This is a genomic window from Paenibacillus pasadenensis DSM 19293 (assembly GCF_000422485.1).
GTDB lineage: Bacteria > Bacillota > Bacilli > Paenibacillales > Paenibacillaceae > Paenibacillus_O > Paenibacillus_O pasadenensis.
The window spans coordinates 21093-35374 of the sequence record NZ_AULW01000057.1 but is presented as its reverse complement, the minus strand read 5'-3'; the positions used below and the strand labels follow the sequence as shown (position 1 = coordinate 35374).

Here is a 14282-nt window from a genome sequence, read left to right as displayed (position 1 = left end):
CGGCTCAAGGAGCCAGCTGTCCGAGACGTTCGCCCATGCGGACCTTGAGGCCGACGGCCAGGTCCTCGCGAGGGATGAAGCTGTCGTCCTGGAACAGCAGGACGACGGTGGAGCCGAACTCGAAGTAGGCGAGCTCGTCTCCTTTGACCGCTTTGGAGCGCTGAGGCTCCGCATAGCGGATGCTGCTGACGTTGAGCGCGCCGACTTTGACGATGGCGAGCTCCCGAGAGCCATGGGTCAAATACGTGACGAGGCGTTCGTTGCGGCTGAGCACTCTCTTCATGCGCGTGAGGCCGAACTCGTTGACCGGATAGACACGTCCCGGCAGATGCTCGCGCTCGATGATCGAGCCGTCGACCGGCACATGGATCCGGTGGTAGTCGGTCGGGCTGAGATAAAGCACGATGTAGTAGCCGTCGCGGTAGTTTTCAAGGCGCGGGGAGCCGCCGAGCAGCTCCTCGACCGTATAGTCCTGCCCCTTGATGCCGAGCATCGTGCCGTCCTCGATCGGACCGGCTCCCGTCACGAGAGCATCCACGGGACTGGCGACGGAGTCGGCTGCCGGATCGATCGTCCGCATGCCGGGCTTCAGGCGCCGGGTGAAAAATTCGTTAAGCGTCGCATAGTCGCGCAGAGCCTTCTCGGCTTCCTCGACGCGTATGCCGTAAGTGCGGGCAAAGCGGGGGATGAAGCCCCGGCTGGCTCGGGATTTGGCAAGCCTGCCCGTCGTGCGGGAGAGCCATTTGCGAGAGCCAAGCTCCGTCAAATGTCGGAAGAACCAGGTCCACATGCCTCCGAAGTCACGTCCTTTCGCGGCCGTCTGCTGCGGAGCAAGGAAAGGCGTTCCTCTCTCTCGCATAGGCCATCCCGACTAGTTTGCCATAATTGAAGAGAAGAATCAATGAGCCTCTCCGGCAAGGTCGGGCGCAAAGCGCGCGAGGCTCTAGGCGCTGCCCCATCTTCTCCAGGCTTGGAGCAGGCAGGACAGCACGAGCAGGCCCGCGAGCGCCCAAGCGAGCGTCGACGAAGAGGAGGCAAGCTCGCTTTTGGTCGCGATGCCGCTCAGCGCCCAGGCCTGGACGAGCCCGAAGAACGGATCGCGGTAGAGGAAGCCGATGACGAGTCCGACGATGGCGGCGGCGAGCATCCCGATCGTCAGCCAGGCCGTGTCGCCGAGGCCGAAGCCATCCCATCCGGCGTCGTACAGCAGTACGGTCACATTGACGATCGTTGCGACCGAAATCCAGCCGAGATAGAGGCTGAACGGCAGCTGCACGAGCAGCGCCTCTCCGGCTGGAGCCTTCGGGCCGCCGGCCCGCTGCGTGCGGTGATAAAGGACGATCAGCGTGACGAGCAGCAGCAGCATGACGACGACGCTGAGGCCGAGCTGCTCGTACTGCCAGGCGACGATCCAGGCGGAGTTGGCCAGCCCGTTCAGCACGAACCACAGGCCGATGCGCCGCACCGATTCGCGCGAGGCGCCGACGGACGTCCACTGGTAGACGATGAAGCCGGCGAGCAGCGCGTAGATGACGCTCCAGATCGAGAATACATAGCCCGGAGGCGTGATGAGCACGGGATATTGGTCCGACAGCTCGCTGGTCGTCTTGCCGCCGAGCGGCAGCAGCGTCGCCAGCGCGTTCATGACGATCATCAGGATGTAGGCGGCCGTGTTGGCGGCGCGCAGCCAGACGGGGGTGGCGGCGCTGCGGGCAGAGATGGCGTTCATGGACATCCTCCTTGTAGCCGATGCTTCCATCGACATCGTTTTTTTAACTGTCGGGTATATATTCACCGAAGAGGGCATGGATCAACCAGCCCAGTCGGACCTCGGTCGCGCTAGAGCTAGCGCTGCTCCCGGCGCAGACTCGCAGCGGCGGCTGTCCCTCCATGACGCTTGACCCTCACGCGTCCGCGTCCGCTCGAATAGCTTAATCTAGCTGACATCTATCGAATGGAGATAGAGCAAGGAGAGAGGTTCGTGTCGAAGCAGAAGGTCGCGTTCGTGACGCCGGGGTCGTTCCCGATCCCCTCGGCAGGCAGCAGCTCGGTCGAGCGCGTCGTGGAGAAAATGGTGCCGTGGCTCGCGGCCGACGTCGAGCCGGTCATCTACGGCCGCAGCGCGAAAGGGCTGGCCCGCATCGGGCAGGTCGGCGGCGTCCGCTGCGTCCGCTATCCGGCGCAGGACAAGGGCGCTTACGTGCGGGCGGTAAGCGCCTCGGCGCGCCGGCTCGGACCGGATCTGATCGAGGTGGAGAACCGGCCGGGCTACGTGCTGACGCTCGGCAGGCGGCATCCGGCGACACGGATCTGGCTGAACCTGCACTCGACCTCGTTCATCGGCGCGGACGCGATTGCCCGGGAGCGGCTTCGCGCAAGCTTCCGCAGAGCGGAGCGCATCATCGTCAACAGCGAGTTCCTGCGGGACGAGGTGGTGCGCCGCGTGCCGGAGGCGGCGGCCAAGGTGCGCGTCGTGCACATCGGCGTCGACGCGGAGCGCTTCCTGTCGCGCTGGAAGCCGGAGGGAGCGGCGCGGCGCGAGCGGCTGCGGCAGGCACGGGGCTGGCAAGGGCGGGACGTCGTGCTGTTCATGGGAAGGGTCATCCCGCTCAAAGGCGTCCATCACCTGCTGCGGGTGCTGCCCCGCCTAATCGCCGAGCATCCGAGCGTGCTGCTCGTCGTCGTCGGCAGCCCGTTCTACGGCTCGCATCGGACGACTCGCTACAGCCGCATGCTGCAGCGGCTCGGGCGCCGCCTGCGCGGGCATGTGCAGTTCGTGCCGTACGTGCCGCATGATGCGGTGCCCGACTGGTTCCTGGCGGCGGATATGGCCGCCGTGCCTTCCGGCGCGCGCGAGGCGTTCGGCCTCGTCAATGTCGAGGCGATGGCCAGCGGCATCCCCGTCGTCGCCTCGCGCGCGGGCGGGATGCGCGAGATCGTCGTCGACGGCGAGACGGGGTATCTCGCCGATCCGGCGCGGATCGAGCAGGAGCTGGGCGACCGGCTGCTCGAGCTGCTTCGCGATAGCCAGCTGCGGGAGCGGATGGGCCGAGCGAGCCGGGCGCGGGTGGAGCAGAGCTTCACCTGGCAGGCGACGGCCCGGCGCTGGCTGGAGGTGCTGGCCGAAACGGCGAAGCGGCCCTGAGCGAGCGGGGAGCGAGGCGGCCGCAGCGGCTGAACGCGAAGCCGCGGACCAGGGCGGAACGGGTTGTACCGTTACAGCATACCGCCGGCAAGGCAAAAAAAGACCGCATCTCCTTCATTCGGGGATGCGGTCTTTGGCGTTCGAGCCTTTGCGCCTGCAGCCGTTATTGGCCGGCGCGGATGTTCTTCACCGTTCTTTTTTCAAGGGAGAAACCCGAATAAATCCGATCTCCGCCAGATCCGGTCGGGCACTGAGGCAGCAGGCCGACCTTCACGGTCTCCTCCACGGGCAGGCTGAAATACCGCATCATGAAAAAGCGGATGCCGTCGAGCGAATAATGAAACGCGAAGGATGGGCCGGTGCGGGCCACCTGCAGCCAGACGGAGTTCCCCTCGATGTCGCAGCCGTTCGCATCGTCCGATACCGAATTCGTGACGACGCTGACGACGGCATGCGTGCCGAAGTCCGTCAGCTCGAAGCAGGCCTTCGCCCAGACGTCCAGATCCTTCATGACCATGATCGAGGCGGAGTCGTATTGACTTGTAAAATCATGCTCGACCTTGACGCGCATGACGAAATCACCGGCAACCTCAGTGTAGTAGAAAGGCGCGTTGAGAAGGCTCTCGGGCAGCGTCCCTTCTTCGGACTCCGTGCCATGGGGACAAAAGAAGTCGGTTTTCTCCGGCGCATGCAGGATGATCCGGTCCGAATCGAATTGAACGCGGCTTTCATTCAGCCAGCTGAACGTCTCTAAAGCGGATTGATTCAACAAAATCCCTCCTTGTATGGATTTATATTAACAGGAATTTTTATCTAGGACGAGGCCTAAGTCAAATTAATCAAAATATCCATTTATCATCAAATGTTTACTCTATTCGACATAATAAGTCATAGATAAAAAATAAAATATGTATTATCTTGTATACAGTAGCTCGGAAATTAGTCTTTTAGAGCTAATTTAAATGGATAGGGGAAGAGTCGATGAGAAGGAAATTTTTAAGGTCATGTTTGAGTTTGTTATTACTTACTGTCGTAATAATTCAACTTAATAATGGTATTGTCACTGGAGCCGAACCATCCAAACCTTCAAAAGTTGAAAACCCAGCACCAGCACCTACTCCAACTCCTTCTCTAGGGAATAACATTAGAGCGGTTTCAAGTAGTGCAAACGTACAATCTGAATTGCAAAGCAATATTTTAAATCCAGTCATAGATGTAGTTCAAACTAGCACCAGTTCATTAAAGTGGAAAGTTGCATATCCTGATCAAAATGCATGGGGAAATCGGCTCGAATTGTGGAATAGTGTAATTGGCTGGAAAAACGTAACCCCGGATTATTACACTAAAAATGGAGAATATAAAAGTAATGATCTTTCTGCAGGGACTTACATGGGGAGATTAACCTATATCTCTAATGGAAAATGGGTTGTGGTTGATAAATACATAGAATTAAAGTCTACGTTTGATGGTTTGTCTTATTCAAATAGTGCGAATAATCTATTAATTAATAGATCCAATAAAATAGGTGAAGGAATAACAAATGAATTTGATGGTAATGGGAACGTCATTAAAAAAAGAAAAGTAACATCGTACGAGTTCCTCTCTTCATCCTATGTGGAACTATCGGCACCTTCTTTTGATGTAGTTATTACGTCCGTTCCTTCATCTGTGAAAAAACTAGAAATTCCAACTTGGTCTGAAATAAATGGTCAAGACGATTTAAAATGGATATTAGCAGAGAAAATGGATTCAAATACATGGAGAGGAACAGTTAAGTTTGATGAACATGGTAACAACACAGGGAATTATTTCATTCATGTTTATGCAGATGGGAAATATATAAAAGGAATTGCCTTAAATGTTGTTCCATCTAGAGTTTCTGTATCTACACCTGGATCAAGTAATAATTTAGAAAAAACATATTTTGTGTATGCAAATAATGTGGATCAAAATGTGAAATCAGTGAAGTTTCCTACTTGGTCTTCTAAGAACGGTCAAGATGATATCTTATGGATCGATGGTGTTAAGGTGGACTCGACTACCTGGAGGGCGCTGGTAACTATTGAGAATCATGTATTAAAAGGAACGGATCAGATTATAACTCATATATACGCATATGATAGATTTGGAACAAGTAGAGCAATAGGTAGTACATCTACTTTTATTGAGATTTGCACCAAGCTGTGTGAGTATTAATTTTCTCGGTATTACTAATATGAGCTTAGGAGAATGGTTATGAAAAAAACATTTACATTATTTATGTCTGTTTTATTATTCGTTTTTTCTTTAAATAATGTGTATGGAAAAGATGCTATTTCAAATAATGAATCCAATGATGCCACTGTTAATAGCACTGTGCAAAGTGATACGTATCTTGATAATCAATCTGTTATCAATGTCGTTTACGGTGAAAGATATGTCACTCAAGATGTATACTTGATTTTTCCGGAATTTATAAAAGGAACTGTAAGTACAAACACTTATAAGCGTAATTCCATGATGATAATGAGCGAACCATCGCGCGAACCTCAACTCATTGACGCTATCAAAAAGGTGAATATAAAAGAGCCCCAATCCTTATATTCTTTAAGTTCAGGAACGGAATCCATTTCCACTCTGAGTGGTGATGTACAAGTTCAAGAAACCGACTTAACTCTTCCTGGACGTAACGGTTTATCATTTTCTCTTACACGTTTTTATAGTTCAACTTCCTCCAATGCTTATAACAAAGAGACTGAATATGCCCCATATTGTAACTGTTCAACAACTATAGATGGGTATTGGGGACTTCAGTGGAGTGCAGATAAAATTAATGTCATGTATAATGAGACACATCTAGTAGGATATTATCTATGGAATAACGGAACAATTAATGAAAACGGGAATATTAAACCAGGAATGCCCAATTACGACGGTTCATATACTGTTTTACAAGATGCAATGGCATATAATAGTTATCTATCAAGTAAAGCCATTAATACAACGGTTAACCCTGGTAATTGGGCTGGTCCGGATTATCGGGGTCTCTTTTACAGAAGTGCATCTTGGACCGGATCTGACGTAAGATTTGATATTGGCGGAAACCTAACTTCTTTTTGGAGAACAATTGCACGTAACAAACCCTACGAACAGCAGTTATATCCTCTTGGATCTGGTTGGTCTTGGGATATACCTTTCATTAAAACAGTCAGTGAAACAAACACTAGCTATCTAAGTATGGGCATTGAGGGGAGTTATGAAATTAGTGGGAATACCCTGATAGGGTATCCATGGAAAGACCGCTGGCTTGAGGAAAGTTCAATTGTTGTGGGTAATGAGAGATCTTCAAGGGTCCTGAGAACAAAAGAGAAAAAAAGCTATTACTTTGGTGGAGATGGACGATTAATTCTAATAACTGACGCTTATAATAATTCTATTAAATTTTCCTATATTAACGATTCCAAGTATGGGAAAGTGCTTTCAACTATAACTGATGCTCTAGATAATACTATAACAATCACATACGATAATTGGGGAATATGGTTGACTAAAGGTGCGGACAAAATAAGATATACGATTCAGACTACGGGCTATACTAGACCGTTCCCATATTTAAGTTTTCAACCAACTTCATATTTAACGGACGTCTCGCATTTGGTTGGTCCTGACACACAGTATTTTTATGACTATAAGAATGCGGAAACAAATTACGCTTTAAATTATCCAGTGAATAATCCGTATTATTTACTTAAGAGCATTAAACACCCTTCGGGTGCACGCACAGAATTTACTTATCAAGCATCTCCTACGACAAGAAGCTATGGAATGTATTCAACAGATCAAGTTTACAAAGTCACGTCTAGAAAGGATATAACTAGCTCGGGAACCTATAATTTTAATGAATATATTTACCATTCTGATTTGGCATCTAGCTTCAATGGAAACATTGATAGTTTCGGAACAACAGTCCGGTCGAATAAAAATAACTTAGTGGTGGATACTTTATATGATTATCGTAAAGTTTATAATGATTCCAAATCCGTGTACTACACGAAAAGTATTACAACAACAGCCGGCGATGAAAGGACTATCTCTACTTTTAAATACGATGAAGGCAGGAAAATTTCAATTCCACAAGAGACTACAAAAACCTTTTATAAAGGGCAACAAGCATCATCTCCTGAAAAAACTTCAGTCCTTTATGATGATTACGGGAATGTCATATCTCAAACGAATGCTAATCAAGTGACATCAACCTATTCGTATGATAATAATTCACATTTGCTTTCCTCTATGAATATACCAATTAATAATGGATCGGCACTCAATGTGCAATATACAAGAAATAATCAAGGAGATATTACGGAAACAGTATTTAAGGATCAATTAGGAACTGTATTATCTAAGACGAATTATGAAATAGACTCCTACGGCAATCCAACTAAGGTGACAATTCAAGACGATAATCGTTCTATCGTTCAAACTAATAACTATGGATCCGACAATGCATTTTTGAGAAAGCAAACAATTGACGTGAGTACGATTGAAGACACTCAGAAGATTATAACGGAAGCGGAATACAATACATCTACAGGTGAGATGAGCTGGGTAGAGGATGGCCGTGACAATCGAACGAACTATGAGTATGACGCCTATGGACGAATAAGGAAAATCATTAATCCAGGCGGATCATTTTCAGAAGCAATTTATAATGATGCCCAAAATGAAGTGGTACTTAAAGACGAAACCGGAGTCCAAAGCAAACTCAGATGGAACGAGCTTGGTTGGAAGATTGAAGAAGGGGTATTCAAACCAAATGGATACCAAAAGCTGAAATCTTACCAATATGATTCCTATGGAAGAGTAAGCGGTGAGGGGGATGCGGAAGATAGATTTTTCACTTATTCCTATGATGCGTGGGATCGGTTAATTTCCTCCACGACTCCCAAAAGTGAAACCACCACAACGATCTACGATGATCTTCAACGTACTCAAACTATACAAGATCCAACGGGAGTTAGATCCAGAGTTACTTTTGATATTTTAGGACAGAAAATTAAAACGGAGATTGATAAAAACAAAGGTAAAGGCTTTGAGCAAAGCGGATATTGGAGATATGACTTTGCGGGAAATGCCGTTGAAGAACAGAATTCTACTTTTAGCAAAATCAATTCTTATGATGCCTTAAACCGGCTAATAGAAGTAAAACAACCAAATGGAGAAAAGACCGCCTACAGCTATTCTTTGGCAGGTGCTTTAAAAAAAATTACGCACCCAGATGGTACCGTAGAAACGAGCCAGTATGATGAACTGGGCCGTCGGATGCAGCATACTGATGGAAGTGGAAAATCTAAAAAGTATCTTTATGATAAAGCCGGAAATGTGACCAAACTGATTGATAAAGGCTACCAAACAACAACCTATGAGTACAATAACCGAAATTGGTTAGCACGCAAAACAGTTGGTGGAAACTCGATCGGCTATCAGTACGATAGCGCAGGTAGAAGAACCAGCATGACAGACGGAACGGGTGTAACGGGATATTATTATACGCCTGGAGTTGGTGTACTTGAAACGACTACTTATCCAGACGGAAAAAAATTGCAGTATACGTATAACAAACAAGGACTCCGAGAAACAATGACGGATCCATTTGGTCTAAAGCTCTACTACGGCTACGACGGACTCAACCGGCTTCAAAAGGTCGGCCAAACTGAAACAACCGCAATGGCTGAATATGGCTATCATTCGAATGGATTATTAAAAGACATCAAGTTGGAAAATGGAACATCCACCACGATGAATTACAATGGGTACGATTTAAGCGACTTGACTCAGTTGCAAGGTGCATCGACGGTTTTAAACCGACATACCTATACATGGAGTCCTGATGGGAATCAACTTTCTAAAACGGATTTAGTGGCGGGGCAATCTAAGAATGTCCAGTATGGATATGACTCACTCAATCGAATTGAAACGTCCACCGAATTCAATGAGCTCTATGTCTACGATTTGCGTGGAAATCGCCAAACGCTTGTGAGCAATCAAGCGCCCAAACTGCAGGAAGCCAGCTATAGCTACGATGGGTTTAATCAACTGACCGGAGCGTCGGTAGTTGGAAAGTCTCCCGTTGCTTACAAGTACAATGGCGATGGTCTGATGGTGGAGCGTGCCGAGAATGGATCGACTCGTCGGTACTATTATGATGGCGATCAAATCATTGCGGAAGCTACGGTTAACGGAACCACCATCACACCGGTTGCTCAATATATTCGTGGGAAACAGCTTATTGCTCGTTTGAGTGGTACCACAAAACATTTTTATTACTATAATGGTCATGGTGATGTGACAGAACTTCGGAGTAGTACTGGTGCGCTAATTAACCGTTACAGCTATGATATGTGGGGAAATCCGTTATCGGTGTCCGAGCAAGTGGCAAATCCATTCCGATACTCGGGTGAATTTTGGGATTCAACAACGGAGCTTCAATATTTGAGAGCTCGTTGGTATGATCCAAGTATGGGGCGGTTTATGAGTGAGGATACCTTTGAAGGTCAATTCAATAATCCGCTTACCTTGAATTTGTACACGTATGTATACAATAATCCATTAATTTATACTGATCCGACAGGCCATTGTGGTTTTAAAAGTTGGGGGGATGTCGGGGATTGTGCACTTGATTTTATCCCAGTTGTAGGTGGGGTGAAAAGTGTACAAGAAGCCTTAACAGGTACAAACTTAGTGACCGGAGAGAACCTTAGTGTTGCCGATAGAGTAATTGGACTAGCAGGGATTGTTCCAGGAGGCAAAGTCGCAGCAAAAGGTGTTAAATTGTTAGGCAGCGAAGTGAAAATAGGCGGGAAGATTGTTTCTGCTTGTAATTGCTTTACCGCAGGAACAAAAGTTATTACAGACGAAGGGGAGAAGAATATCGAAGACATTGAAGTCGGAGATAGGGTTCTCTCGAAGGATGAAGTAACAGGCCAACAGGATTATAAGGAAGTCACTGCCCTTCATCGTAATGAGAAAGACACTACCTATAAGTTGTCGGTGGGAAATCAAATTATTGAGGCTACTGACAATCATCCATTTTGGGTAGATGGAAAGGGTTGGGTACTTGCTGTTGATTTGACGGTGGGCGATGAGTTAGTACAAAGTAACGGAAATCATCTAAAAATTGACAACATTGAAATTGTACATCACGATGAGAAAATAAAGGTCTATAACTTTACTGTTGCCGATTTCCATACGTATTTTGTAAGCAGTTTAGGGATTTGGGTTCATAATATTGAGTGTCTTCCGGTAACTTCATTTACGACTCAAAAGTTACAGCATGAGTGGAAACATGCTAAAGACTTTGGGATTAACGGAAACTCTAACAAAGCCGGGTGGGCGTCATATCAACAAGCAATAGAAAAACATATTCAAGGTGCATCAAATGTTTGGAAATCCAAATATAGAGGAAATGATGTATATGTCTATTATGATAAGAATACTGGACTAGGGGCATATACTGATTTGAATGGTAACTATGTTGGCGGTTGGAAGTTTAGCGATGCTCAGGTTGAATTCCATAAGAACAACGGTCAGGTTTTATTTACAAAATAATGAGGAGGATGACATTTGGGAAGTAACATAAACATTGGTTTAGTTTATAGTGATTCATCGAACATTGAGGACAGGATTAAGAAGATACTCGATTTAATGAAAGAAAGAAATAGTCAAATTGAATTTGTAAAATATTGCGAGGATGCGGATGGTGATAATTGGACTGAATTGGATAATCCACTAGTTAATGACACGATTCTTGGGGAAATAAGTATGTCTTTTTACGGACAAATTCAACTATGTTTTGATTTGTTTCAGTACGCACGTTTAAGTGCGGAAATAAAGATTGATAAACATGAGGATTATTGGGGAATTCTTTTATCATTAGACGAAGAAAAGTTGTTGCCAAATTATTCAATGCAAACTTTGGAGAAAGCCACTAACAGTATAATCGATTTCATTGAGGAAATTTACCCGATACTGAAATTTGATTATGCTATTTGTGACCATGAAGCCGAAATTGAGTTATCTCCACATGAATTTAAGCCGGAAAATTATTCGCTTTCATTTTTACCTGATTTGTCGAAAGCTAGTTTGAGCATAAGAAAGAGTAATTGGCATATCAATGGACTGACTGAACGATAACATTAACCAATTCAAAGACCTTGAGGGAATGCTCCTTCAAGGTTTTTCTTTTACCCCCATCCAGTGCCGAATGAATCGGGCGGCACGTCCTGAACGAACTTAACCCTCATCACCCTCGGATGATATTCCTCTAATATGCTTGTACGCACATAAATACTTGAATTTTTTTACCTTAGTGACGCTTTAGCGTTACATATTACAGGTTCATTATGGTCAGATACCATCATGAATGACCTGGTTATTGTTATCTTCGCTTTCTTGCGGTTTTTCTAATTTGAGCCGCAAATAAGAAAGTCGAATGGCTCTTCCAACGTGACGTTGAAGAAACGTATAATATTATCGTTGGCGACGAAGTCATTACGACAACTGACGAGCATCCGTTCTGGATTGTCGGCAAAGGTTGGGTAAAGTCAGAGACCCCACACGTACTTTGTTTCCAATTTAGGCGTTTGGACACATAATGCTTGTTGGGGTAAAGTAAGTTACGATGACTTGAAGAAACTTGCTAAGGCAGACCAAAGTGATATTGGAAAAATTTATGGTGACGCAAAGGATGCCTTTGATTTCTTCAAGGCACAAGTGAAAGATTTCAAGGAAGTAAAACCAGGCACATACGTCGGTGAAGATGCGAATGGAGTAACGTTTGCGTATAGGGCGGATTCTAAATCAGGTCCGCCAACAATTGACGTAAATGGTGTAGGTGGTGTTAGAAAGATTAAATTTTTACCGGAGAACTAATTATGATAAAAAAAGTGAATCTAGATAGTATTCCTGAACTGGAAAAGGTGTTTCAAAAAGTATTCAAAAATAAAAACCCCTTTGAATCTGTATTTGCAAATGAAGTTGAACAAAAAATTATCTTGTTTCCAACCGATGGTTATTATCTTAATGAAAAGCAATATAATGCACTTATGAGTGCAATCCTTTCAATTAATGAAAATATATTCATTATCTCTGAAATTGAGGGGGATTGCTTTTCAAAGCCTTCTAATGAACAGGGCTATCAACAGGGGCATTGGGTAATAGACGCTAACACAAGTTACAATGATTATTGCAATTTAACGCTACCTTTAGAAAATGCCATTTATTCTTCTAATGGTAAGTGGGGCGTAATTATCTCACATGAAGAACATGCACTTTTAGGTGGAGAGGGGTTGTTTGTATCTACCTTCAAATTGAAATTCCCCGACTGGAGTTCAAGCAAATCTCAATTCTTAGAGCAATGGGAGACTAATCAGAGGCAATATAATTCTAAAACTGATTGGATACCTAGTTTCCTTCAACAATTTGAATAACTTTGCTTTGACCTTGGGGGCGATCCTCAAGATCTTTCTTTCTAGTCCTACCCAGCGGAATGAGTTGGGCGTTACATTTGAAATGCTTAACCCTTTTCATTACCGTAATAAATTCAATAAAAATAGCGTACGCATAGCTACATGCTTAAATGTTATACCCTTTGCAGTAATAATCTTTCTTAGCTATTTCACAATATCAAAATACCGGCTCGCGGGCGAGCCGTCACGGAACGATGCGCGAGCACGACTTTTTTTGCTCTCCAGCCTCCTAGCGGATATTCCACAAACGCGAGGAGGTTTTTTCATATGCCCATCCAGACAAAGCCGCTGCCGGGGAGCCGCAAGGACTACATCGATGAAAAGACGCCGGGCGTGCGCGAGCCGGTGCGCGTTCAGCGATCTATTGAAAAAATGTTTGCTCGGGCCTACAATGAATAATCAAGCAAAGCGATCCACAGGCACGGCATCGCGAAGAACGATAAAAATCCTAATCGGAGAGGAAGAATTGGCACGGTGAATCCCAATTTTTCATTAGGCCTTCATGTCGATACGATCTTCATGCTGGAGAAGTTTTATCTGGACCTTAATCTTAGCAGCAATTCCCCGTCCATCCTCATGCAGGAGATTTCAACGAAATATAATATCCCGATCGACAGCTTCGAGGATGAGACGACAAGCCTAACTTCAGCCTACGAAAAGGCTAAAAAAGGGTTTTTGAACGACTACGAAGCTCCTTCATTCGTGTCGGACTTCAATCAATTCTTTTACGTGGAGTCGCCCGCTGACTTCTCTCCTGCCTTCTATTTGTATCTTTTTGCTCAAGCAGGCAACCCATTTTCGGATGAAGAGCAGCTTGACCAGGTAGAACTTGTAAAACGCAAATTTGTCATTTCGCAGGTCATATCGGACGAATTCGATAACTTCAAGCCGCTCAACAGCGTCCACGATATCGTGGAATACCTGCGCAGGTTCCCGACCTCCAATCACAAACGCTGGATAAGCATCCTCCTCCTCCATTATGCAAAGCAGATCACGGATCAATTGCTTGAGTTGATCGCCAAGGTTGAAGGCGAGTACATGAATCATGAAGAGCTCTACCGTCGTTACTCCGGGATCGACATCCACTCGGACAGTTGCAACCAACTCGTCTCCAGCATTCTTGGCGATACGAAAGACAAAGAAGTGATTCGAATTCCTTCCGTCACTTGTTTTAATGCCGTCAAGCTATTCGATGACGAGTACTCCAACCGCATCTATGTGTTCATTGGGGTCCTGTATGACAGGATAGGCGATCTGATCAAGACGTTCGGCAACAATGACAAATTGATCGTCAGCCAACTTAAGGCGATCGGGGAAAACAACCGGATCGGCATCTTGCGCGAACTGAAGAAGGGGCCGATGTGCGGAAAGGATATCGCTTCTCTATTGAATCTTACTCCGGCGACGGTCTCCCATCATATGAACAACCTGGTCAACGAAGGACTGGTCAATGTATATAAGGATGGAACGCGGATCGACTACAAAGTGAACCACGAAGTCGTCCAAAACCTGCTTGAGTCCCTGAGACGAGTATTCTTCTGAAGCTATATTTCCGCCGGGCGTTTCCTCTGTTCGCATTTCGCGACATCTTTTTCATCCGCCTGCTCTCCTTGAATATCGACATTCTACTA

11 protein-coding genes are annotated in these 14282 nt (G+C 46.1%); 8 read left to right on the top strand and 3 right to left on the bottom strand.

From position 1 onward, the window contains the following. Positions 1 to 4 precede the first annotated feature (4 nt). Together asd and H582_RS26625 are read right to left on the bottom strand one after the other, a co-directional pair. On the bottom strand, positions 5 to 790 hold the full coding sequence (asd, locus tag H582_RS0108135) for an archaetidylserine decarboxylase (RefSeq protein ID WP_028598139.1): 786 nt from the start codon (positions 788 to 790) through the stop codon (positions 5 to 7). 153 nt (positions 791 to 943) lie between these two features. Further along, entirely contained in the window at positions 944 to 1729 is a 786-nt protein-coding gene (locus H582_RS26625) for a tryptophan-rich sensory protein (RefSeq protein ID WP_052333074.1), read from the bottom strand. A gap of 252 nt (positions 1730 to 1981) precedes the next feature. Here H582_RS26625 and H582_RS0108120 point away from each other — a divergent pair, with 252 nt between their 5' ends. Beyond that, on the top strand, positions 1982 to 3145 hold the full coding sequence (locus tag H582_RS0108120) for a glycosyltransferase family 4 protein (protein ID WP_028598137.1): 1164 nt from the start codon (positions 1982 to 1984) through the stop codon (positions 3143 to 3145). A gap of 163 nt (positions 3146 to 3308) precedes the next feature. Here H582_RS0108120 and H582_RS0108115 read toward each other — a convergent pair whose 3' ends face one another. Then, positions 3309 to 3914, bottom strand: a complete 606-nt coding sequence (locus tag H582_RS0108115; protein ID WP_043111102.1) for a DUF1349 domain-containing protein — start codon at positions 3912 to 3914, stop codon at positions 3309 to 3311. Between the two features lie 212 nt (positions 3915 to 4126). Between H582_RS0108115 and H582_RS30835 the strand changes: the two genes are divergently transcribed. The 7 genes from H582_RS30835 to H582_RS29920 all read left to right on the top strand — a co-directional run bounded on the left by H582_RS30835 (position 4127) and on the right by H582_RS29920 (position 14193). Further along, entirely contained in the window at positions 4127 to 5341 is a 1215-nt protein-coding gene (locus tag H582_RS30835) for a GBS Bsp-like repeat-containing protein (protein ID WP_084136874.1), read from the top strand. A 39-nt stretch (positions 5342 to 5380) separates the two neighbouring features. Then, entirely contained in the window at positions 5381 to 10732 is a 5352-nt protein-coding gene (locus tag H582_RS31700; protein WP_127464533.1) for a polymorphic toxin-type HINT domain-containing protein, read from the top strand. A 15-nt stretch (positions 10733 to 10747) separates the two neighbouring features. Beyond that, a complete protein-coding gene (locus tag H582_RS30815) occupies positions 10748 to 11317 on the top strand; it encodes an Imm64 family immunity protein (RefSeq protein WP_084136871.1) in 570 nt (189 codons plus the stop codon). Between the two features lie 492 nt (positions 11318 to 11809). Then, positions 11810 to 12055, top strand: coding sequence for a hypothetical protein (locus H582_RS31695; RefSeq protein ID WP_127464534.1), 246 nt, complete (start codon positions 11810 to 11812; stop codon positions 12053 to 12055). A gap of 2 nt (positions 12056 to 12057) precedes the next feature. Next, complete coding sequence (locus H582_RS31690) at positions 12058 to 12612, top strand: hypothetical protein (RefSeq protein WP_127464535.1); 555 nt, start codon at positions 12058 to 12060, stop codon at positions 12610 to 12612. A 306-nt stretch (positions 12613 to 12918) separates the two neighbouring features. After that, positions 12919 to 13050, top strand: coding sequence for a hypothetical protein (locus H582_RS33120; RefSeq protein ID WP_255309753.1), 132 nt, complete (start codon positions 12919 to 12921; stop codon positions 13048 to 13050). A 75-nt stretch (positions 13051 to 13125) separates the two neighbouring features. After that, positions 13126 to 14193 (top strand): ArsR/SmtB family transcription factor, encoded by a 1068-nt coding sequence (locus H582_RS29920; protein WP_052333072.1) that lies wholly within the window; start codon positions 13126 to 13128, stop codon positions 14191 to 14193. Positions 14194 to 14282: the final 89 nt, after the last annotated feature.